Origin of the sequence: Promicromonospora sp. MEB111 (genome assembly GCF_030209445.1) — a bacterium.
Classification (GTDB): Bacteria; Actinomycetota; Actinomycetes; order Actinomycetales; family Cellulomonadaceae; genus Promicromonospora.
Genome location: NZ_JARVSD010000008.1, coordinates 328,421 through 349,267 on the forward strand (window position 1 = coordinate 328,421; position 20,847 = coordinate 349,267).

The following is a 20,847-nucleotide window of genomic DNA, read 5'->3' on the forward strand; positions in this document are numbered from 1 at the left end:
CGCGCCCGGTCAGAGCTCGTAGACGGTGCCCGGCTTCGCGATCTCCACCGGGCCCGCGTAGGAGCGGCGGGCCTCGGCCAGGGAGTCCTCCGGGTCGTTCCACACGGGCAGGTGCGTGAGCAGCAGCCGGCGGGCGCCGGCCTCGGTCGCGACCTGTCCGGCGCGGTGCCCCGTGAGATGGATCCCGCGCTCCACGGCGTCGTCGCGCCCCTCCAGGAAAGCCGCCTCGCTGAGCAGCAGGTCGGCGTCGCGCGCGAGCTCGACCACGGAGGTGCAGGCGTCGGTGTCGCCCGTGTAGGCGAGCGTCGTCGTGCCGCCGGACGCCGACGGGCCGGTGACCCGCACGCCGTACGTCTCGACCGGGTGGTAGACGCGGTACGGCTCGATGGTGAGCGGCCCGACCTCCACCAGCTTGTGCTCGGCCCACGACCGGAAGTCGAAGTCGTTCTCCATGGACTCGCCGTCGCTCAGCCCGTAGGACAGGGCGACGTGCCGCTCCGCGGTCGACGGCCCGTAGACCGGCAGCGGCTTGTCCCGGCGCCCGGCCCGCAGCGACCCGTGCTCGGGGTGGTAGCGCAGGTAGACGTAGAGCCCCGCGAGGTCCGCGCAGTGGTCGGGGTGCAGGTGCGAGATCGACACCGCGTCGAGCGCGTGGGGGTCGACGTGCTGCTGCAGGGCGCCGAACGCGCCGTTGCCGAGGTCGAGCAGGACGTTCCAGTCGCGCGCCTCGTGGCCGGCCGCGGCCGACTCCGCCGCGGTGACCTGCACCAGGTACGACGACGCGGGCGTCGCGGGGCCGGGGAACGAGCCGGAGACCCCCAGGGGGATGAGGCGCATCAGACGGCCTCCACGAGGGACACCTCGGGGCCGAGGAACCGGCTGGCGAGCTGCCCGAAGGGCGCCGGGTCGCCGGTGGTCAGGAACCGGTGCACCGGGGCGCCGGCGTCGGGCGAGCGCTCCAGGTCGTGCGCCACGAGGGTGCGGTACACGTCCTTGGCGGTCTCGTCGGCGCTGGAGACCAGCGTGACGTCCTCGCCCATGACGTAGGAGATGGCGCCCGCGAGCAGCGGGTAGTGCGTGCAGCCCAGCACGAGCGTGTCGACGCCGGCCGCCTTGACCGGGTCGAGGTACTCGTGCGCGAACTTCTGCACCTCCGGGCCCGACGTGCGGCCCTCCTCGACGAAGCGCACGAACTCGGGGCAGGCCTGGCTCGTGATCGTCAGTCCGGGGGTCACGTGGAAGGCGTCGTCGTACGCGCGCGACTGCACCGTGGTGCGCGTGCCGATGACGCCGATCCGGCCCGTCCGGGTGGCGGTCACCGCGGCCCGGGCCGCGGGCAGGATGACCTCGACCACGGGGATGCCGTGGCGCTGCTCGTACCGCTCGCGCGCGTCGCGCATCATGGCCGACGACGCCGTGTTGCATGCGATGACCAGCATCTTCACGCCGTCCGCCACGAGCCGGTCCATGGCGTCCAGCGCCATGGCGCGCACGGCGGCGATCGGCTTGGGGCCGTACGGGCTGTTGGCGGTGTCGCCGAGGTAGCGGACCTGCTCGTTGGGTAGCTGGTCGAGGATGGCGCGCGCGACCGTGAGGCCGCCGAGGCCGGAGTCGAAGATCCCGATGGGCGCGTCGTTCACGGGGTGAAGCCTAGCGACGACATCGTGTCGGAACCGTTACCGGCGCCACGCCCAGTGCGTGACGCGCGACACGTTCCGGCAGGTCAGCGGGTTGCTTTCCGCACGGCGAAATGATCGCCGCCCGCACCACCTAGGCTGGGCGCATGACCTCCAGCACCGACCAGATCGTGCGCGCCGACGGGCGCGCCACCGACCAGCTCCGCCCCGTGAAGATCACCCGGGGATGGCTCGACGAGGCCGAGGGTTCGGTGCTCGTGGAGTTCGGGCGCACGCGCGTGCTGTGCGTCGCCTCGTTCACCGAGGGTGTGCCGCGCTGGCGCAAGGGCTCGGGCGAGGGCTGGGTCACCGCCGAGTACGCGATGCTGCCGCGCGCCACCAACGAGCGCAGCCAGCGTGAGTCCGTGAAGGGCAAGATCGGCGGGCGCACGCACGAGATCTCGCGCCTGATCGGCCGCTCGCTGCGCGCCGTCGTCGACATGAGCGCGCTGGGGGAGAACTCCATCGTGCTGGACTGCGACGTGCTCCAGGCCGACGGCGGCACCCGCACCGCCGCGATCACCGGCGCGTACGTGGCCCTCGCCGACGCCATCGCGTGGGGCCGCCGGCACGGGCACATCAAGGGCGGCAAGCAGGTGCTCTCCGACTCGGTCGCCGCCGTCTCGGTGGGCATCATCGACGGCACCCCGATGCTCGACCTGCCCTACGTCGAGGACGTGCGCGCCGAGACGGACATGAACGTGGTGGTCACGGGCGGCGGCAAGTTCATCGAGGTGCAGGGCACCGCGGAGCACGCGCCGTTCGACCGCGCCGAGCTCGACGCCCTGCTCGACCTCGCGGTGGGCGGCACGGCCGAGCTCGCCAGGATCCAGCAGGACGCCCTCGGGCAGGAGCTCGCGTGACCGCGCGGATCGTCCTCGCCACGCACAACGCCAAGAAGGTCGTCGAGCTGCGCGTGATCCTCGCCGCGGCCGGCCTCGACCTGCCCGACGGCGAGCTGGTCACCTCGGGCGAGGTCGGCGCGCCGGAACCCGTGGAGGACGGCGTGACGTTCGCCGAGAACGCCCTCATCAAGGCGCGCGCCGTGTGCGCGGCGACCGGCCTGCCCGCCGTCGCCGACGACTCGGGCCTGGCCGTGGACGTGCTCGGCGGGGCGCCCGGCATCTTCTCGGCCCGCTGGGCCGGCAAGCACGGCGACGACCTCGCCAACCTGGAGCTGCTGCTCGGCCAGCTCGGCGACGTGCGCACCGAGCACCGCCAGGCCGGCTTCGTGTGCGCCGCCGCGCTGGTCACGCCCGACGGGCGCGAGGAGGTGCGGCTCGGCGAGATGCGCGGCGTGCTCGCCACGGCGCCGCGGGGGACCAACGGGTTCGGCTACGACCCGATCCTGGTCGTGGACGAGGTACGGACCGCCGCGGAGCTGTCCGCGGACGAGAAGAACGCGATCTCCCACCGCGGCAAGGCGTTCCGGGCGCTGGCGCCGGTGGTCGTCGAGGTGCTGGGCGCCTAGCTCGCCGCCGCGCGGGCCTGGCCGCGGCGGATCCCCGCCACCAGGCCGCGCCAGCCGAGCATCGTGATCGCCAGGAAGATCGCGGTGACCAGGGCGAACGACCATGCCAGCCCGCCGCCGGCGAGGCCGCGCAGCGCCAGGCCGCCGAGCACGGTGACGGCCCAGATGATCACGCCGGTGGGCCAGACGCGGGCCGGGTCGCGCCAGGCGCGGCTCACGGCCCAGCCGATGGCGGCGGCCAGCGCGAAGGGCCACACCACGCGGCCCAGGGCGGCGACCAGCGACCCGTCGTGCGACGCGATGCCGACGACCGTGAAGACGAGGACCGCGACGGCGTCGGCCACGAGGGCGGGCCAGAACGGCGAGGTGCGGGAGGCGGGGGCAGTGGTGCTCACGGGTCGAGGGTAGTCCGCCGGCGACGCCGCCCGTGTTCGGTACCCCGAACCCTGTCAGGCGGGTGTCCCGGAGAAAATTTACATCCCGGACATAAGCGCCTCTTGCGGCCGAATCACCCAGGCCGGAGGATCACACGGCCGCCACTCCGGCGGCGAGCGTGATCAAGGAGGCAGCATGCGCAGCAACCTCTCCCGCACCCTGCTCGGTGGTCTGGCCGCCCTGGCACTCGGCGGCAGCGTGGCCGTCGCGTTCGGTGCACCGTCGCAGGCCAGCGAGGCCACCGGCGACATCGCGGTACACAGTGCGGCGACCACCCGGGCGGCCCAGGACAGGGTGACCGACTACTGGACCCCGCAGCGGATGCGCGACGCCGTGCCCGCGGACGTGCTGGTGGCAGGCAAGGACAAGTCCTCGGCCGGCGACGCCGTGGCGGTGGGCAGCCCGACCGTCGTCCCGCAGGCCGCCGCCAAGCCGGCCCCGTCCGCGGCGTTCGTGGGCGGCTACTACTCGGGTGGCGGTGAGGTGGTCGACACCACCGGCAAGGTGTTCTTCACGCTCGGCGGCGTGAACTACGTCTGCTCGGGCAGCGCCGTGAGCTCCGGGAACAAGGACGTCGTGCTCACCGCCGGCCACTGCGTCAACGAGGGCCCCGGGGCGTTCGCCACGAACTGGGCGTTCGTCCCCGCCTATGACGACGGCGCCCGGCCCTACGGGACGTTCACCGCACGCCAGCTCACCACCACCACGCAGTGGCAGAACAGCGGCGACTTCGACTACGACGTCGCGTTCGCGGTGCTCAACACGCTCGACGGCGCCCATCTGACCGATGTCGTGGGCGGCCAGGCGATCGGCTTCAACCAGGCCCGCGGCCAGTACATGTACTCGTTCGGGTACCCGGCGGCCAACCCGTACGACGGCTCGGACATCGCGTGGTGCCACGGCACCGTCGTGCAGGACACGTTCGGCGGCAGCTCCGACCAGGGTCTGGACTGCAACCTGACCGGTGGCTCGTCCGGCGGCCCCTGGTTCGTCAACTACTCCGAGTCCACCGGCGTGGGCGTGCTCAACTCGGTGAACTCGTTCAAGTACCGGGGCGGCAGCATGCGCAACTACATGTTCGGCCCGTACCTGGGCGACGTCGCACAGACGCTGTACAGCTCGGCCGCGTCGCTCTGACGCGTCGCGCCCTTCCAGGGCCCGCGGCTCCTCACCCCGGTGCCGCGGGCCCGCTCGACTTCGGGCCCCGGCGGGGTCCCCGTAGGCTGGGCGGATGCACCTCGTCGCCCAGGACCTCGGTTTCGCCTACCCCGGGCGGCCCGTCATGGACGGGGTGTCCTTCTCGGTGTCGCCGGGAACGCGGCTCGGCGTCGTCGGCGAGAACGGCTCGGGCAAGTCCACCCTGCTGCACCTGCTGGCAGGCGACCTGCTGCCCAGGTCGGGCGAGGTACGCCGGCAGGGCAGCGTCGCGCTGGTCGAGCAGGAGCTGCACCCCGCCCCGGGGCAGACCATCGGCGACCTGGTCGCCGGGACGCTCGACGGCCTACGCACCGCCGCCGCCGAGCTGGAGGCCGCGGCGGCGGCGTTCGACCACGGCTCCGGCGACCTGGCGGTGCTGGAACGCACGCTCTCCCTCGCGGAGCACCTCGCGGTCTGGGACGCCGACCGCCGCGTCGAGGTGGCCCTCACGCGCCTGGGCGCCCCGCGTGACCCCGCCCGCCAGCTCGACCAGCTCAGCGTGGGGGAGCGGTTCCGGGTCCGGCTCGCCTGCCGCCTCGCGGAGCGCGCCGACCTGCTGCTGCTCGACGAGCCCACCAACCACCTCGACGACTCCGCGATCGAGTTCCTCACGGGCGAGCTCGTCGCGTGGCGCGGCGGCGTGGTGCTCGTGACGCACGACCGCGAGCTGCTCGACGACGTCGCCACCGCCATCCTCGATCTCGACCCGTCCTGGGACGGCAAGCCCGTGCTCTACGGGCAGCCGGGCTATCTGGCCTACCGGTTCGCCAAGAACCAGGCGCTGCACCGGTGGCGGCAGCGTTACCGGGCCGAGCGCAAGCGGGCGGAGGCCCTGGCCGAGCGGCTCGACGAGTCCTACGAGGGCCTCTCCGACGAGTGGCGCCCCGGCAAGGGCTCCCAGAAGCACCGCCGCGCCACCCGCGCCCGCATCCACGTCAAGGCCGCCGACCGGCTGGTCCAGAAGCTGGAGGCCGAGGCCATCGAGGTGCCGGCCCCGCCCGTCGAGCTGGGCTTCCCCGACCTGCCCGCGATGTCGCCGGGCTGGGATCCCGGCAGCCCGGTCGTGGAGGTCCGCTCCCCGCGCGTCGGGGACGACGACGGCGCCCGGCTCGACCTGCCCGGTACGCGGGTCGCGATCCCGCCGTCGGGCAGGCTGCTCGTGGTGGGGCCCAACGGGACCGGCAAGTCGACGCTGCTCGCGGCGCTCGCCGGCACGCTCGAGCTGGACCGGGGGAGCCGCACGGTCGCGCCGGGCGCCCGCATGGGCGTCGTGGGCCAGGAGAGCCCGCCCATCACCGGGAAGGCGCGCCTGCGGACCGGGTTCGAGACGTACGCCGACGAGGCGCTGCGGCTGCTCGCCTCGAACGAGCTGGACCCCGACCACGTGGTGCCGGTCGCGGGCCTCGGGCTGCTCAGCGAGGAGGACCTGGACCGGCCGCTGGCCGAGCTGTCCGCGGGCCAGCGCCGCCGGTTCGAGCTGGCGCGGGCGCTGCTGCACGCACCGCACCTGCTGCTCCTCGACGAGCCGACGAACCACCTGTCGATCGACCTCGTCGACGAGCTGACCCGGGCCCTCCAGGTCACGCCCTGCGCCGTGGTCGTGGCGACGCACGACCGGCGCATGCGGGCCGACCTGGAGGACTGGCCGGTCCTGGACCTGTCCTAGCCCCTACGGCAGCCGGCCCACGTGGGCCATCGCCTGCTTGATCAGCATGCCCTGGCCGTTCATCATCTCGGCCTGGACGTCGTCGGCGCAGGCTTCCTCCGGCGTGAGCCAGGCGAGGTCGAGCGCGTTCTGCTGCGGGCGGCAGTCGCCGGTGACGGGCACCACGTACGCGAGCGAGACGGCGTGCTGGCGCGGGTCGTGGAACGCGGTGATCCCCGGCGTGGGGAAGTACTCGGCGACGGTGAACGGCTGCGGCGACGGCGGCACCTGCGGCAGCGCGACGGGGCCGAGGTCCTTCTCGATGTGCCGCAGCAGGGCGTCCCGGAGGCGCTCGTGGTACATGACGCGCCCGGAGACCAGGGCGCGCGTCATCGCACCTTGCGGGTTCACCCGGAGCAGCAGCCCGACGGCGACCACGTCACCCGAGTCGTCGACCCGCACCGGCACGGCGTCGACGTACACGAGGGGGAGCTGCGCGCGTACGACGGCGAGGTCCTCGTCGGTCATCCAGCCCGACACCGGGGCGGGCTCGCGGTAGAAATCGTCGGCTGGGTAGTCGGCAGTGTCCGTCACGGGTCCGTTCTACCAGTTCGGGCGTTGCGGTGCCTGACCCCGCGCCGCCCGATCGGTGCCGGGATGTGACACGGATCGCCCCGCCGCCGCTCCTGGAATAGCAGAGGGCAGGGCTGTGCTTCACCTGGTAGACGCCCAACGAAAGGAAGCGTGACATGGCAACTGTCGACATCACCGACGCCACGTTCGAGAAGACCGTCAGCGACAACGGGATCGTCCTCGTGGACTTCTGGGCCACCTGGTGCCCGCCGTGCAAGATGTTCGGACCCGTCTTCGAGGCCTCCTCGGACAAGAACGACGACATCGTGCACGCCAAGATCGACACCGACGCGAACCCGGGTATCTCGGCCGCGGCGCAGGTGACGTCCATCCCCACGCTCATGGCGTTCCGTGACGGCGTGCTCGTGTTCCGCCAGGCGGGCGCGCTGCCGGCCAAGGGCCTCGCCGAGGTCGTCGAGGCTGTGCGCGGGCTCGACATGGACGTGGTCCGCAAGGACATCGCCGCGCAGCAGCAGAACTGACGCGGCGGGCGGGCCGGGGCGGCCCGCCCGCGGTGCGGCTACCGGCCGAGCGCCGTCTCGACGGCCCCGACGAGGTCGGCGGGGCTCCGGGTCTCCAGCCTCTCGCCGTCCAGGAAGAACGTCGGGGTGCCGCTGACACCGAGCGCGCGGCCCTCGTCGAAGTCGTACTGGACGCGTTCCGACGTCGCCGGGTCGGCCACGGCGGCGTCGTACCGGTCCAGGTCGAGGCCGAGGTCCCGGGCGAAGCCCCGGAAGACCTCGGCCTGGGACTGCTGGACCTCGCCCCACTCGGCCTGCGACTCGTACATCCGCTGGTACATGGGCTCCAGCGCGCCCTGCGCGGCGGCGGCCTCGACCGCGACGGCGGCGTTGGCCGAGTTGGCGTGCGCGGGGATCGGGAAGTACCGGAGCACCACGGTCAGCTCCTCGCCGTACTGCTCCTTGAGCTGCTCGACGGTGGGGTAGTAGGCGCGGCACACCTCGCACTCGAAGTCGAGGAACTCGACGAGCACCGCCTGCTCGTCGTCGGCCTGGTGCAGCACGTGGCTGTTCTCGCGCACGACCTGGGCGTCCCCGGCCGGGGCGTCGGGGCGGGAGCTCAGGATGAACCCGACCAGCAGCGCGACCAGGCCGAGCACCCCGGCCAGGAGGACGAGCTGCAGCACGAGTCGGGGCGTGAGCCGGCGGGCGGCGGCCGGACGCCTGGCGGCGGGGCTCTTGGTGGCCGGGCTCTTGGAGGTGGGTCGCGGAGACGTCGATCGCTGGGTGGTGGAGCGGTTGGGGGCAGGGCGCTTCGTGGTCACGGGTGGTCCTTCACGGGTAGGCGGGGCGCGGCGGCGGCCGGGTCGGGCCCGGCGGCCGGTGCTGGTGGGCGGACGGCGGTGTCCGCCGGACGCCCGGCCTACGTGCGGCTGATGCCCCAGAGCAGCGGGTCGTGCCCGAGTGCGTGCGCCAGCGTGTGGGCTCGTGCCGCACGGTTCCCCGCGGTGATCGGTGCCGGCGCCGTGACCCGGTAGGACGGCGGGCAGACGGCCGGTTCGGTCCCGGCGCCGAGCGGTGCGCGCAGGCTCAGCAGACCCAGCGCCTCGGCGCCGTGCCGTGACCCGTGGGCCGGGCAGTCGTCCGCGGCCGGGACGACGCGGTCCCGGGCGGTGCCTTCTGATGCGTCGTGGTCCGGGACGTCGACATGGTGCTGCACCACGGCCGCCGCCGGGGCCGCGCTCGCCGTGGTCACGCCCAGGGTGGTGACGCCCAGCAGCCCGGCCAGCGCGAGCAGCAGCACCACGAGCGCGGACCGCGGGGCGGTCGCGCTCGATCCTGGCCGGGGCGAGAGGGTCATGTCGGGGCGATCGTAGACGAACCGCCCGGCCTTCGGGGGCCGAAGGCGCCAGTGCGCCGAGGGTGCGCGAGGCGGGACTCGAACCCGCACGTCCGAGGACACCAGGACCTAAACCTGGCGCGGCTGCCAATTACGCCACTCGCGCGCGGCGCTCAGTCTACGGCCAGGTGAGCGTGCAGGTCAGCGGAACGCGGCGATCCCCGTGAGGTGTCGCCCCAGCACGAGCGTGTGGACCTCGTCCGTGCCCTCGTAGGTACGCACGGACTCCAGGTTGCTGGCGTGGCGCATCGGCGAGTGGTCGAGCGTGACACCGTTGCCGCCCAGGATCGTGCGGGCGGTGCGGCAGACCTCGATGGCGATGCGGGCGTTGTTCAGCTTGCCCGCCGAGATCATGTGCCCCTCCAGCCGCCCGGAGTCCTTGAGCCGCCCCAGGCGCAGGGCCATGAGCTGCGCCTTGGTGATCTCCAGGGCCATGTCGACGAGCTTGGCCTGCGTGAGCTGGAACCCCGCGATCGGCGTGCCGAACTGCTCCCGGCCCTGCGCGTAGGCCAGCGCCGCCTCGAACGCGTCCTGGGCCGCGCCCACCGTGCCCCAGACGATCCCGTAGCGGGCCTCGTCGAGGCACGCGAACGGCCCGGCCAGGCCGGGGTGTTCGGGCAGCAGGGCGTCCGCGGGCAGCCGCACGCCGTCCAGCGTGACGTCGCACTGCACGGACGCCCGCATCGACAGCTTGGGCTCGATGGGGACGGCGGTGAAGCCCGGGGTCGACGTCGGCACCACGAACCCGCGCACGCGGTCGCGCTCGCTCCCGTCGTCCTGCGGCTCGCGGACCTTGGCCCAGATGATCGCGACGTCCGCGAACGAGGCCATGCCGATCCAGCGCTTCGCGCCGTCCAGGACCCACTCGCCGCCGGCGTCGCCGCCCTCCGAACCGGGCTCGAAGCGGGCACGCGTGGTCATGCTCGACGGGTCGGAGCCGGCTCCAGGCTCGGTGAGCCCGAAGCAGCCCACGACCTCACCCGTCGCCATGCGCGGCAGCCACTGCTGCTTCTGGGCCTCGGACCCGTGCTTGTGGATGGCGGACATCGCCAGCGACCCCTGCACCGAGACGAACGTGCGGATGCCGGAGTCGCCGGCCTCCAGCTCCTGCGCCGCCAGGCCGTACTCGACGGCGGACCGCCCGGCGCAGCCGTAGCCGTCCAGATGCATGCCGAGCACGCCGAGCTCGCCCAGCTCGGGGACCAGCTCGCGCGGGAAGTGGGCGTCGGCGAACCAGCCGGCGATGTTCGGGCGCACCCGGCGGTCCACGAACTCCCGCACGCGGGCGCGCGTCGCGAGCTCGGCGTCGGTCAGCTCGGCCTCGATGTCGAGCAGGTCGGCGGGGGAGCTCATCGGTCAGTCGAGCCCGAGGACCTTGCGGATGCGGGCCACGTGGCCTGTCGCCTTGACGTTGTAGAACGACTCGGCGACCGTCAGGTCCGGGTTCACCACCACCGTGGAGCGGATCACGCCCACATACGTCTTGCCGTAGTTCTGCTTCTCGCCCCAGGCGCCGTACGCCTCCAGCGTCGCGTGGTCCTCGTCGGACGCGAGCGGGAACGTCAGCGTCTCGTCCTGCGCGAACTTGGCCAGCTTGGCGACCTTGTCGGGGGAGATGCCGACGACGGCGTAGCCCGCGCCCAGGAGTGACGCCTCCGAGTCGCGGAAGTCGCACGCCTCCTTGGTGCACCCCGGCGTCGCGGCGGCCGGGTAGAAGTACACGATGACGCCCTTGTCGGTGCTCTGCGCCAGGTCGGCGAGGCGGACGGAGGCGCCGTCGGCGGTCGGGAGGGTGAAGTCGGGAGCCTTGTCCCCGGGCTCGAGGCGAGTCGTCATGCCCGTAACGGTAGTCGCCTTCGCGGGTCCTCGTGCCCCGTGCGCCCGAGGCCTGTGGACAACCCGGATCGGCAGTCGCGTAGCGTTGTCCTGTGAGCACCTCCGCCGTGACCGACTCCGTGACGAAGCCCGGAAACCTCCCGATCCGCATGCTGCACGACCGGCTCCTGGTAGAGCCCGAGACGGACTCCGCGGAACGGCAGTCGACGGCCGGCCTGGTGATCCCGGCGACCGCCGTCGGCCCCAAGCGGCTCGCCTGGGCGACGGTCGTGGCCAAGGGCGAGCACGTGCGTCAGGTCGACGTCGGCGACCGGGTGCTGTTCGACCCGGAGGACCGCGCCGAGGTGGACCTGGCCGGCACGGACTACGTGCTCCTGCGCGAGCGGGACGTGCACGGCGTGGCCGAGAGCGACGAGGCGGACGGCTCGACGGGGCTCTACCTGTAGGTCAGGCGGACGCTTCTGCGGCCTGCAGGGCCTCCAGACGCTTGATCATGCGGCGCACGAGCAGCAGCGGGATGGCGCCGAAGACGCCGAACGACATGTCGATGAGGCTCCAGCCCCACGGGATGTCCCGCACCGGCCCGGCGATCAGTGCCAGCGGGATGATCCCTGCGCACGCGATCAACCCGAAGTCGATGACCCAGACGTTGCGTACCGGATCGCGGAACGGGCCCCAGAACGCGACGGCGATGACGAGGTGCGCGAACGCGAGCCAGTCCGTGCCGTACGCGATGAAGGGGTAGTCCCGGGCCGTGGCGTCCAGCCCCTCGCGCACGCGGGCGAACCAGTCGACGAGACCCGGCAGCCAGCTGTCGACACCCCACGCGACGAGAAGCTCGTGGCCCCAGCGGACCTCCGTCGTCAACGGAAACGCCGTGACGCCGCTCAGCACCAGGCCGATGATGAACACGATCAGCCAGGCTCGTACGCGCCGCAGAAGTACTGCCTGTTCGGGCCGCGCCGCGGCCTCTGCCAGGGAACTCGCACCGGTACCAGTGACGGTCATGGTGCCGGAGCGTAGCGGCGGTCGGTCCTGCCCGGCTGTCGTGCAGTTCACAGGGCGGGCCCGCTCGTTCGGTTACCGGTGACGCCCCTGGTCCTGGTAGTGTTTCTCTCCGTTGCGCGCCATTAGCTCAATAGGCAGAGCAGCTGACTCTTAATCAGCGGGTTCGGGGTTCGAGTCCCTGATGGCGCACCAGCACGACGGCTCTACGGCCCTCTCCCGCCCTCCGGCGGAGGGGCGCGTCATGGTCGTTCGTGAGGCGGAATCAATCGGTGCGCCGAGGGCCTCAGGTCCTGGTAATCTTCCCGTCGCAGGCGCCATTAGCTCAATTGGCAGAGCAGCTGACTCTTAATCAGCGGGTTCTAGGTTCAAGTCCTAGATGGCGCACAACAGGACGAAGGCCCCCACCACGGTGGGGGCCTTCGTCGTTCGGGGAACCAGGGCGGTCAGAGCAGGTCCACGGGGAACAGCTCCGTGCGCGCCACGACCCGGTCCCGCTCCTCCGTCAGCGCTGTGCGGCGGGGGTCCGCGAGGTACCCGTCGAGCTCCCGCTGCCCGGCGAACCGGTAGAGCTGGACCTCGTGCGGCCGGCCGGCCGCGCCGTCGGACGCCGCGCGCTGCAGCACCGTGCCGCCGTGCTCCGGGACCAGCGCCAGCACCTTGTCCTCGTAGGCCGTGAGGCCCGCCTCCTGGCCGGGACGCGCCCACAGCAGGCAGCACAGCCGGATCTCGTCGTGGTGGTTCGCCATGACCTGAGCCTAGAACGCCGTCCGGTTCCCTCCCGGTACCCACTATTTGTCCGCTTGTTGCCTGCTGCACCTGTTCCGTTCACCCGGCCCGTCCAGGTTTGTCCTCCGGGCGTGCTCGGAGCCGTCCATCTCTCACGGACCACAGGGAGGACGGCCATGCGGCCAGTCACCAGGAAACAGCGGGGCCGGCAGCAGGCCGGCCTCGTCGCGGCGGTCACGGCGGCCACGCTCGCCATGACGGGCTGGGCAGCGACGTCGTCGTCCGCCGCCCCCGCGGACACCGCTCGTCCCGACACCGGCACGACGGCGTCGGCCCCGCACCAGCCGGAGGCCCCGGCGACCGGCGCCCCGATCCTCACTCCCGACGACGGCGAGTTCCTCGAGGGCACGGTGCCCGTCGCGGCCGAGCCGGTCGCGCCCGGGGACGATGTCACGCGCCTGACCGTCGACGGCAAGGACGTCCCGGGCGCCACGGAGACCCTCGGCACGTCGGTGCTGGGCTACACGGTCGGCACCAACTCGACCGAGGCGCGCTACAAGAACTACGTGTCGGTCAACGGCTCGGAGCCGATCCACCTGCCCGACGCCGTGAGCGAGCGCGTCGAGCTGGAGGTCCCCGACGAGTACCTCGTGACCGGCGAGAACACGGTCGAGGTGGTCGTGGGCACGATCAGCTCCGACTGCGGCATCAACCACGACGACTTCGTGCTGTCGGACTTCACGCTGGAGCCCCTCGGCGAGCTCGCCGACGGCGAGGAGAACGAGTACACTTACTCGTTCGGCGACGGCACCTGCGGCAGCAACACCAGCCTGCTGCTGCGCGCCGAGCTCTCGTTCTTCGTCCAGGGCGACCCGCAGGGCACCACGGGCCTGAGCGCGGACCTCGACACCACGACGCTGACCAACGGCGCGCACACGATCGAGGCTCGCACCGCCTCGGGCGACTCGACGAAGCACCGGGTCCGCGTGAACAACGCGCCCGCCGGCGCGCCGCGCCTCACGCCGGTCGACGGCACCCTCAGCCGCGGCACCGTCACCGTCACGGGCGCCCGCCCGGCTGACGGCGAGGGCGCCACGGCCCAGCTCACGGTCGACGGCGACGCGGTGGAGACCACCGAGACGCTCGGCGCGGGCGACGCGGCCTTCTCGTTCAACGTGGGCTCGAACGCCGTCGACGGCGGGGCCGCGAACCTGCTGGTCGTCAACGGCATCGAGACGCCGATGGGCGGCTCGTACGCGAGCCAGCGCGCCGACATCGCGATCCCCAACGAGTGGCTGCGCCCCGGCGACAACACGGTCAAGGTGGTCACGGGCACCTTCGCGGGTGACTGCAACCGTGACGACTTCACGATCTCGAACCTGGCGCTGACGCCCGCGGCGGGCACCGCCGCCGGCGTCGGGCTCAAGCCGTCCTACGCGATGGGCGACGGCACCTGCGGCTCCAGCGGGACGGCGCTGCGCGAGGTCACGCTGACCTTCACGGTCGACGCCCCCGCGCGCGGCCTGCGCGCCGACGTCGACACCACCACCCTGCCGGACGGTGAGCACGAGCTCGCGGCGACGTCGACCACGGGGGAGACCGCCACCCGCGCGCTCTTCACCGACAACTCCGGCCCGGCGCTGGTGTCCGCGACCCCCGCGGACGGCGACCGCCTCACCTCCGCGGTGCCGCTCGCGGTCGCCGTCGAGGACGCCTCCGGCGTGGTCGAGGGCCCGGACGTCACGCTCGACGGCGCGGAGATCGCCGTGGGCGACCCGGTGGGCCCCGGCCTGACCGCCGGTGCGCACACGCTCGTCGTGTCCGCGACGGACGGCCTCGGCAACGAGGTCACGCACGAGATCGACGTCGTGAGCGCCGGGATCCCGGACGTGCCGGCGGACGTCGCGCCGGCGTCGGGCACCGAGGGTGTGGGGCGCAGCGCCACGTTGAGGGCGACGGTGGCCGCGCCCGACGGCGGCGACGTCACCGCGCGCTTCTCCGCCGCGGAGATCCTCACGCCGAACAAGGCCTGGCAGGGCAGCACGGGCGCCGTGCCGACCACGCTGGACGTGCGCGGCCAGAAGAAGCTGAGCACCAAGGCGCTGGAGCCGGGCGACGGCAGGTCGGTCACGTCCCCGGCGTCGGGCGACGTGACCTACCAGCGGTTCGACGTGCCGGTCCGCGGCCGCGTCGAGGCGCCGGTGCTGCGCTGGGAGGGCACCGCCGACCCGGCGCGCCTGGTCAGCCTGCGGGCCTGGAACCCGGACACCGACGCATGGGACGTCGTCGCCTCCGCGCGCGGCACGGTCGAGGGCGGCACCGTGCTGGAGGGCACCGTGTCCCGCGACTACGTGGACCGCGGCACCGTGCACGCGATGGTCACCGGCGAGGACCCCTTCGCCGACGACATCGATGCCGGCGACAAGGACCGGTTCGACGACCCGGACGACTACGACTTCTCGATGGTCCACTACACGGACACCCAGTACCTGACCGAGGGCGCCGTGGAGCAGGAGACGGCCGAGGAGCGTGCCGTCTGGGCGCAGGGCTACAACGGCGTCATGGACTGGATCGTCGACAACGCCGACGAGCGCAAGATCGCCTACGTGGCGCACACCGGCGACATCGTCGAGAACAACATCCGGGCGTTCCCGCCCGAGATGGAGGACCAGGTCATCGGCGAGTTCGAGTTCGCGTCGCAGGCTCAGGCCCGGATCGACGCCGCGGGCATCCCGAACGGCGTGGTCGCGGGCAACCACGACAACCAGTCCGGCACCGACCCGACGCTGTACGACGAGTACTTCGGCCCGGACCGGTACGAGGCGCTGTCCGAGGACTGGGAGGACGCGTCCTACGGCGGTGTCATGGAGCCCGGCTCGAACGAGAACCACTACGACTTGTTCTCGGCCGGCGGCCTGGACTTCGTGGTGGTGGGCCTGTCCTACGGCGTGACGCGGGACGAGGCCGAGTGGGCCGCCTCGGTCTTCGACCGATACTCGGACCGCAACGGCATCCTGCTCACGCACGACTACCTGGAGCCGTCCGCGTCGCCCGACGGTCGCGGCGCCAACTTCGGCGGGTCCGACGGGCCGCTGCTGTACAACCTGCTCGTCAAGGACAACCCGAACGTGTTCATGGTGCTCGCCGGGCACCGGCACGGCGTGGGCACCAACGTGCGCCCGCCCGTGGTCGGGGACATCGGCGGCGGCGTGGTCGAGCTGCTCGCGGACTACCAGTTCTACACGGTGTCCGCCGGACAGCTCGGGCTCACCGAGATCGGCGGCTACGACCCCACCGACCAGCTCCAGTTCGGCGCGTCGTTCTTCCGCATGCTGCAGTTCGACGTCGACCGCGGCGAGGTCTCCATCGACACCTACTCGCCGCTGCTGGGCGAGTTCGGCGCCACGGAGTACGACACCGAGCACCGTTACAACGGGCTCGAGGACAACATGGTGCTGCCGGTCGACCTGACCTCCCGCACCACGTCGTTCAGCACCGACTCGGTCGTGCTCTACGACCCGGTCGACGAGATCGGCCGGGACACGGTGGCCTCCGGCGAGGTCGCCTCCGTCCGGTGGTCGGGCCTCAAGCCGGACCGCACGTACGCCTGGTTCGTCACCGCCCGCACCCCCGGGGGCGGCACGGCGACGGCGTCGCCGGCGTACTTCACCACGGCGCGGCGTTGAGGCTCGGTCCTCTCCGCGGACGCTCCGTGGCCCTGGCGGGGCTGCTCGCAGTGCTGAGCAGCCCCGCCGTGGGGCAGGTCGCCTCGGCGCACGACGCCACCAGTGACGTCTACGCCGAGGTGACCACGGCGCCGTCGTCCTCCGGTCCGGAGGGCGGCGGCCCGGACGTCGTGGCGGTGCTCGACCTCGAGTACGACCTGCTCATGAAGTCCGCCTGGCTGCGGGCCGAGGCGTACGAGGCCACCGGCCGGGATGACCAGCTCGCCCAGCTCGACGAGCACGAGGCCGAGGTGGACGGGTACGTCACCGACCGCTTCGCGGTCACGTACGACGGCGAGCCGTGCGCGCCCTCCCTCTCCGCCGCCGACATCGTCGAGCGGGGGGAGCGGGCCTACGCCTCGCTCACGTACTCCTTCGCCTGCGCCGGCGAGCCCAGGGGCGTGCACGAGGTCTCCAGCGCCCTGTTCCCGGACGCCGAGTCCTTCGTGCACTCCACCGAGACGATCATCCGGTACGCGCTCGACGACGAGGACGGCTCGGCGGTGCTCACCACGTCGTCGCCCACCCTGACGACGGGGGAGCACCGCCTGCTGAAGCAGGTCGGGGAGTTCTTCGTGCTGGGCGGCGAGCACCTGCTGTTCGGCATCGACCACGTGCTGTTCCTGCTGGCTCTGCTGATCGGGGCGCGGCGGCTGCGTGACGTCGTCCTGACGGCCACGGCGTTCACCGTGGCGCACTCCGTGACGTTCCTGCTCGCGGCGCTCGGCGTGGTGTCGGTGCCGGCGATCGTGGTGGAGCCGGTGATCGCGGCGTCGATCGCTGTCGTGGCGGTGGTGGACCTGGTGCTGATCCGGCGCGGTGGGGTGACGCTCGGGGGCGGGGCGTCGGCCGGTTCCGGCACGGCGCGGGACGCCCTGCGCTGGCACGCCCCGGCCGGGACCAGGGACGAGCGCGGTGCGTGGGACCGCTGGCGGCTGCCCGTGGTGTTCGTCTTCGGGCTGGTGCACGGCGTCGGGTTCGCCGGAGCCCTCGGCATCGAGGCCGCCTGGTCGTGGACCCTGCTGCTGTCCCTCCTGTCGTTCAACGTGGGCATCGAGGCGGTGCAGCTCGGCATCATCGCGGTGGTGTTCCCGCTGCTGGTGCTGCTGCGGGTGCGCGCCCCGCGCACGGCCCGCTGGACGCTGGCGGCGGGCTGCGCGGCGATCGCCGTGGTGGCCCTGTGGTGGGTGGTGGAGCGGCTGGCGGGCTACTAGTCCTGCGCCGACCAGAACGTCTCCAGCTCCGCGTCCAGCGCCGGGGCCACCTGCATGGGCAGGGAGTGCGTGGTGTCCGGCCAGATCTTGACCTGCGCGTCCGGGATCAGCTTGGCCTGCTCGGCCGCCGCCTCGCCCCCGGCCAGCGACGAGTCGCTCGCGATCGCCACGTAGACGGGCATGGCCAGCCCTCTCAGGTCGGCGCCGCTCAGCACGGAGGGGCTGGGCAGCCCCGACGAGCTGTAGCTCTTGGAGCCGACGGCGATCATCCGCGCCAGCGGGTCGTCGGGGTCCACCTCGTCGTCGGACACGCCGCCGATGCGGTTCAGCGCGGACTCGCGCCACGAGTCCGGGAAGAACGGCAGCGAGACCGGGATGGTCGTGAGGATGACGGAGAGCGGCATCATGCCGAGCGTCATGACGGGCTCCAGCAGGGTGAGGCTGGCCAGCCGGTCCGGGTGGCGCACCGCCACGGCCGCGGCCAGCCCGCCGCCCTGGGAGTGCCCCACGAGGTGGACCCGGTCGAGGTCCAGACCGGCCATCGCCTCGTCCACCCAGCGTGCGGAGTCGCCCATGTCGCGCAGCGGGACCGCCTGCTCGGACAGACCGGTGTCGCCCAGGGTGTCGAAGGCGTAGACGGTCCGGTGCTCGACGAGGTCGGGCAGGTTGTCGCCCCACATCGGGGCCGCGGCGGACCGGCCGGGCAGCAGGACGACGGGGGTGGCGTCGGGCTGCTCGGCGTGCACCCACGCGTAGGCGCGGACCGTGCCGAAGCTCGTCTCGACGTCGTGCGTCGCCGTGGGCTCGGGCAGGCGGCCGAGCGCCTCGGCGTACGCGTCCTCGTAGGCCCGGCGGTCCTCGGGCGTGCGGAAGTGGCCGACGCCGGGACCGCCCGCCGCGACGAGCAGCGCCAGCCCGCCGGTCGAGACGATCGCGACGACGGCCAGCAGGACGGTCGGCCAGCGGCGGCGCTTCGGGCCGGTGGTTGAGGTGCGCATCGGAGGTCCTCTCGGGGCCGGGCGGTTTTGCAATGCGATCGCATCGTAACAGGTTACGATGCGATCGCATTGCTATCCTGGTCGCATGCCGAGAATCGTGGATCATGAGGAGCGCCGCTGGGAGATCGTCTTCGCGCTCTGGCTGGTCATCGCCCGGCACGGGATCGAGGGCGTCAGCCTGCGCCACGTCGCCGCGGAGGCCGGCGTCTCGATGGGGCGCATCCAGCACTACTTCGGCACCAAGGACGCCCTCGTCCTGGCCGGCTGCACCGCCCTGGTCGACCGCGCCTACGGCGGGTACCAGGAGACCGCCGACGCCGCCGCGCGGGACCGGCTGCGATACGTCATGAACCAGCAGATCCCGCGCGACGACGCCGGCCGGATCGGCGTCACCGTCTGGTACGCCTACGTGGCGAAGTCGATCAACGACGCCGCCGTCCGCCAGGTGCTGGCCGAGGCGCGGCGAGGGGCCGAGGACGAGTGTGCGCGGCTGATCCGTGCCGACCGCGACACGAGCGCGGAGGGCGCGCTGACACAGGCCCGGCGCCTGCTGGCGCTCGCCGACGGACTCACGCTGCGGGTGCTGGTCCGGGACCTGGAGCCGGGCGAGGCGGTGGCGATGCTGGAGGCCGAGGTCGGTCGCGCCTGACGGCGCCGGCGCGAGCCGGCCGTCGCGGGCCGCACCGACCGGGCGGGCGACGTCAGTCCGTGCGGTCCGGACTGCCGAACAGGTCGCCGAAGGCCTCGTCGGCCTGCCGCGCGACCTCCACGTCCCGCGCCAGCCGGGCCCCACGGTCCACGGGCCCGTCCCAGGCGCGGGGGTCCCGGGCCGGGCCGTCGAGGAGCCCGCGCCGGATCCAGCCGAGGACGAGCTGCGGCCCGGAGGTACCGCTCCGGGCCGCCATGGTGGTGAGCTGGTCGCCGTCGGCGTCGGACAGGTCGACGACGACCCGCCGTCCGTCGAGCTCGACGCGCGAGCAGGAGCCGCGGGTGGTCATGGGACCCAGCCTGCCGCGCACCGCCGTCGTCGTGCACCGCGAGGCGCGAATCCGTGCGGATACGCAACGCCCGCCCGCGACCTCGTACGCTTTTCCCGTGAGTCAGCCCGCATCCGCCCAGCCCGACACCGCGCGTCAGGACACCGAGACCCCGCTCGACCTCTCGGGGTTCCGGACCAAGCCGGTGTCGTTCGTGCGCCGGTCCGGACGGCTCACGGACAAGCAGAAGCGCTTGTGGGCCGAGCGCCGCACCGCCTACGTCTTCGACGTGCCCCGGGCGATCGCGCGCACCTCCGTGCACCCGGAGTACGTGCTCGACGCCGCGGCGCTCTTCGGACGCACCGCCCCGCTCGTGGTCGAGATCGGCTCGGGGCTGGGCGACGCCGTCGTCGGGGCGGCCTCGACCGATCCCGGGCGCGACTACCTCGCCGTCGAGGTCTACCAGCCCGGGCTGGTGCACACGATCGCGCGCGCCGAGCGGGCCGGGGCGGCCCTGGGGCGGGACGGGCTGCCGAACCTGCGGCTCGTGCAGGCCAACGCGGCCGAGCTGCTGGAGACCACCGTCGCCGCCGGCTCGGTGGACGAGCTCTGGGTCTTCTTCCCCGACCCGTGGCACAAGGCGCGCCACCACAAGCGCCGCCTGGTCACCGCGGAGTTCGCGGCGCTCGCGGCGCGCGTGCTGCGGCCCGGTGGCACGCTCCGCCTCGCGACCGACTGGGCCGAGTACGCCGAGCAGATGGTCGAGGTGCTGGAGGCCGACGAGAACCTCGTCAACGCGCACGGCCCGGGTGCCCTGGCGCCGCGGTTCGAGCGCCGCGTGCTGACCGGGTTCGAGCGCAAGGCGCACGACGCCGGGCGGGACATCGCCGACCTGGAGTACGTGCGCCGCTGACGTCGCGCTGACCAGGTGCTTCCCCGAGACCGTCGGTGAATACCGTTCGAATGTAACGACTTGGTCAAGTCGGGAAACGCGCCGTCTGAACCGTTTGCCCCCGGCGTGTGAGGTACGGCACATTGGGCCGGGTGCGAGATGCGCACACCGGGCCGCGGCAGAGCGCGCGCCCCCATGAGCCAATGGAGGCGTCATGAGTGACGTACAGGCAGCAGGGCCTGCCGAAACCGATTACCAACGTGTCGAGCGATCCGACGAGTTCCAGAGCCTGCGCAGGGCCTTCCGGAACTTCGTCTTCCCGATGACGGCGCTGTTCCTCGTCTGGTACCTCCTGTACGCCCTCATGAGCACGTACGCGCACGAGTTCATGAGCATCCGCGTGGCCGGCACCATCACGGTCGGGCTGATCTTCGGGCTGCTGCAGTTCGTCTCGACGTTCGTGATCACCACGCTCTACGCGCGGTGGGCCAACAACAAGTTCGACGCCCGGGCGCAGGCCCTGCGCGAGGAGATCGAGGGGGGCGAGCTGTGAA

At 72.7% G+C, this 20,847-nt stretch carries 23 protein-coding genes and 3 tRNA genes; 13 read left to right on the forward strand and 13 right to left on the reverse strand.

The features are described from left to right. Nucleotides 1-9 precede the first annotated feature (9 nt). Nucleotides 10-837 carry an MBL fold metallo-hydrolase gene (locus QRN56_RS10350; RefSeq protein ID WP_285102915.1) on the reverse strand — a complete coding sequence of 276 codons (828 nt, stop codon included), beginning with the start codon at nucleotides 835-837 and terminating at the stop codon, nucleotides 10-12. Beyond that, complete coding sequence (gene murI / locus QRN56_RS10355; RefSeq protein WP_285102916.1) at nucleotides 837-1,640, reverse strand: glutamate racemase; 804 nt, start codon at nucleotides 1,638-1,640, stop codon at nucleotides 837-839. Before murI ends, QRN56_RS10350 begins: the two co-directional genes overlap by 1 nt. A gap of 143 nt (nucleotides 1,641-1,783) precedes the next feature. On the opposite strand from murI, the gene rph reads away from it, so the two are divergent. Both rph and rdgB read left to right on the forward strand, forming a co-directional pair. Next, entirely contained in the window at nucleotides 1,784-2,539 is a 756-nt protein-coding gene (rph, locus tag QRN56_RS10360; protein ID WP_285102917.1) for a ribonuclease PH, read from the forward strand. Then, nucleotides 2,536-3,147, forward strand: coding sequence for an RdgB/HAM1 family non-canonical purine NTP pyrophosphatase (gene rdgB / locus QRN56_RS10365; protein WP_285102919.1), 612 nt, complete (start codon nucleotides 2,536-2,538; stop codon nucleotides 3,145-3,147). The genes rph and rdgB overlap by 4 nt, the downstream gene beginning before the upstream one ends. Here rdgB and QRN56_RS10370 read toward each other — a convergent pair. Next, nucleotides 3,144-3,542, reverse strand: coding sequence for a DUF3054 domain-containing protein (locus QRN56_RS10370; protein ID WP_285102921.1), 399 nt, complete (start codon nucleotides 3,540-3,542; stop codon nucleotides 3,144-3,146). The two genes, rdgB and QRN56_RS10370, sit on opposite strands and share 4 nt — an antisense overlap. Before the next feature lie 175 nt (nucleotides 3,543-3,717). Between QRN56_RS10370 and QRN56_RS10375 the strand changes: the two genes are divergently transcribed. Next, complete coding sequence (locus QRN56_RS10375) at nucleotides 3,718-4,719, forward strand: trypsin-like serine peptidase (protein WP_285102922.1); 1,002 nt, start codon at nucleotides 3,718-3,720, stop codon at nucleotides 4,717-4,719. Nucleotides 4,720-4,813: 94 nt separating this feature from the next. Continuing rightward, nucleotides 4,814-6,445, forward strand: a complete 1,632-nt coding sequence (locus tag QRN56_RS10380) for an ATP-binding cassette domain-containing protein (protein ID WP_285102924.1) — start codon at nucleotides 4,814-4,816, stop codon at nucleotides 6,443-6,445. A 3-nt stretch (nucleotides 6,446-6,448) separates the two neighbouring features. Here QRN56_RS10380 and QRN56_RS10385 read toward each other — a convergent pair whose 3' ends face one another. Further along, nucleotides 6,449-7,018, reverse strand: a complete 570-nt coding sequence (locus QRN56_RS10385; RefSeq protein WP_182614170.1) for an NUDIX hydrolase family protein — start codon at nucleotides 7,016-7,018, stop codon at nucleotides 6,449-6,451. 155 nt (nucleotides 7,019-7,173) lie between these two features. On the opposite strand from QRN56_RS10385, the gene trxA reads away from it, so the two are divergent. Next, entirely contained in the window at nucleotides 7,174-7,539 is a 366-nt protein-coding gene (trxA, locus tag QRN56_RS10390; protein ID WP_182614171.1) for a thioredoxin, read from the forward strand. A gap of 38 nt (nucleotides 7,540-7,577) precedes the next feature. On the opposite strand, the gene QRN56_RS10395 is transcribed toward trxA, so the two are convergent. From QRN56_RS10395 to bcp, 5 genes are all read right to left on the reverse strand, one after another. Then, nucleotides 7,578-8,342 carry a DsbA family protein gene (locus tag QRN56_RS10395; RefSeq protein WP_350224565.1) on the reverse strand — a complete coding sequence of 255 codons (765 nt, stop codon included), beginning with the start codon at nucleotides 8,340-8,342 and terminating at the stop codon, nucleotides 7,578-7,580. Nucleotides 8,343-8,440: 98 nt separating this feature from the next. Beyond that, nucleotides 8,441-8,878: a hypothetical protein gene (locus tag QRN56_RS10400; RefSeq protein WP_285102925.1), complete on the reverse strand. Its 438-nt coding sequence runs from the start codon at nucleotides 8,876-8,878 to the stop codon at nucleotides 8,441-8,443. Nucleotides 8,879-8,941: 63 nt separating this feature from the next. Then, nucleotides 8,942-9,023, reverse strand: a tRNA-Leu gene (locus tag QRN56_RS10405). 35 nt (nucleotides 9,024-9,058) lie between these two features. Then, nucleotides 9,059-10,270, reverse strand: coding sequence for an acyl-CoA dehydrogenase family protein (locus tag QRN56_RS10410; protein WP_285102927.1), 1,212 nt, complete (start codon nucleotides 10,268-10,270; stop codon nucleotides 9,059-9,061). Between the two features lie 3 nt (nucleotides 10,271-10,273). After that, nucleotides 10,274-10,753, reverse strand: coding sequence for a thioredoxin-dependent thiol peroxidase (gene bcp / locus QRN56_RS10415; protein WP_285102929.1), 480 nt, complete (start codon nucleotides 10,751-10,753; stop codon nucleotides 10,274-10,276). Between the two features lie 149 nt (nucleotides 10,754-10,902). On the opposite strand from bcp, the gene QRN56_RS10420 reads away from it, so the two are divergent. Next, nucleotides 10,903-11,199: a GroES family chaperonin gene (locus tag QRN56_RS10420; protein WP_020013266.1), complete on the forward strand. Its 297-nt coding sequence runs from the start codon at nucleotides 10,903-10,905 to the stop codon at nucleotides 11,197-11,199. A 1-nt stretch (nucleotide 11,200) separates the two neighbouring features. On the opposite strand, the gene QRN56_RS10425 is transcribed toward QRN56_RS10420, so the two are convergent. Continuing rightward, complete coding sequence (locus QRN56_RS10425; RefSeq protein WP_285102931.1) at nucleotides 11,201-11,761, reverse strand: hypothetical protein; 561 nt, start codon at nucleotides 11,759-11,761, stop codon at nucleotides 11,201-11,203. 116 nt (nucleotides 11,762-11,877) lie between these two features. On the opposite strand from QRN56_RS10425, the gene QRN56_RS10430 reads away from it, so the two are divergent. Both QRN56_RS10430 and QRN56_RS10435 read left to right on the forward strand, forming a co-directional pair. Continuing rightward, nucleotides 11,878-11,953: transfer RNA gene (locus QRN56_RS10430), tRNA-Lys, on the forward strand. A gap of 119 nt (nucleotides 11,954-12,072) precedes the next feature. Continuing rightward, nucleotides 12,073-12,145: transfer RNA gene (locus QRN56_RS10435), tRNA-Lys, on the forward strand. A 59-nt stretch (nucleotides 12,146-12,204) separates the two neighbouring features. Here QRN56_RS10435 and QRN56_RS10440 read toward each other — a convergent pair. After that, nucleotides 12,205-12,507: a hypothetical protein gene (locus tag QRN56_RS10440; RefSeq protein WP_285102933.1), complete on the reverse strand. Its 303-nt coding sequence runs from the start codon at nucleotides 12,505-12,507 to the stop codon at nucleotides 12,205-12,207. Nucleotides 12,508-12,663: 156 nt separating this feature from the next. Between QRN56_RS10440 and QRN56_RS10445 the strand changes: the two genes are divergently transcribed. Together QRN56_RS10445 and QRN56_RS10450 are read left to right on the forward strand one after the other, a co-directional pair. Beyond that, a complete protein-coding gene (locus QRN56_RS10445; RefSeq protein ID WP_285102934.1) occupies nucleotides 12,664-16,173 on the forward strand; it encodes a metallophosphoesterase in 3,510 nt (1,169 codons plus the stop codon). Nucleotides 16,174-16,199: 26 nt separating this feature from the next. After that, entirely contained in the window at nucleotides 16,200-17,426 is a 1,227-nt protein-coding gene (locus QRN56_RS10450) for a HupE/UreJ family protein (RefSeq protein ID WP_285102936.1), read from the forward strand. On the opposite strand, the gene QRN56_RS10455 is transcribed toward QRN56_RS10450, so the two are convergent. After that, nucleotides 17,423-18,424, reverse strand: coding sequence for an alpha/beta fold hydrolase (locus tag QRN56_RS10455; protein WP_285102938.1), 1,002 nt, complete (start codon nucleotides 18,422-18,424; stop codon nucleotides 17,423-17,425). The genes QRN56_RS10450 and QRN56_RS10455 overlap by 4 nt on opposite strands. Nucleotides 18,425-18,509: 85 nt before the next feature. Here QRN56_RS10455 and QRN56_RS10460 point away from each other — a divergent pair, with 85 nt between their 5' ends. After that, complete coding sequence (locus QRN56_RS10460; protein WP_285102940.1) at nucleotides 18,510-19,073, forward strand: TetR/AcrR family transcriptional regulator; 564 nt, start codon at nucleotides 18,510-18,512, stop codon at nucleotides 19,071-19,073. Nucleotides 19,074-19,125: 52 nt separating this feature from the next. Here the strand turns inward: QRN56_RS10460 and QRN56_RS10465 are convergent, their stop codons facing one another. Then, nucleotides 19,126-19,422 carry a hypothetical protein gene (locus QRN56_RS10465; RefSeq protein WP_285102942.1) on the reverse strand — a complete coding sequence of 99 codons (297 nt, stop codon included), beginning with the start codon at nucleotides 19,420-19,422 and terminating at the stop codon, nucleotides 19,126-19,128. Nucleotides 19,423-19,519: 97 nt separating this feature from the next. On the opposite strand from QRN56_RS10465, the gene trmB reads away from it, so the two are divergent. Together trmB and QRN56_RS10475 are read left to right on the forward strand one after the other, a co-directional pair. Continuing rightward, on the forward strand, nucleotides 19,520-20,314 hold the full coding sequence (gene trmB / locus QRN56_RS10470) for a tRNA (guanosine(46)-N7)-methyltransferase TrmB (protein ID WP_285102944.1): 795 nt from the start codon (nucleotides 19,520-19,522) through the stop codon (nucleotides 20,312-20,314). Between the two features lie 193 nt (nucleotides 20,315-20,507). Next, a complete protein-coding gene (locus QRN56_RS10475) occupies nucleotides 20,508-20,846 on the forward strand; it encodes a DUF485 domain-containing protein (RefSeq protein WP_285102946.1) in 339 nt (112 codons plus the stop codon). Nucleotide 20,847 lies beyond the last annotated feature (1 nt).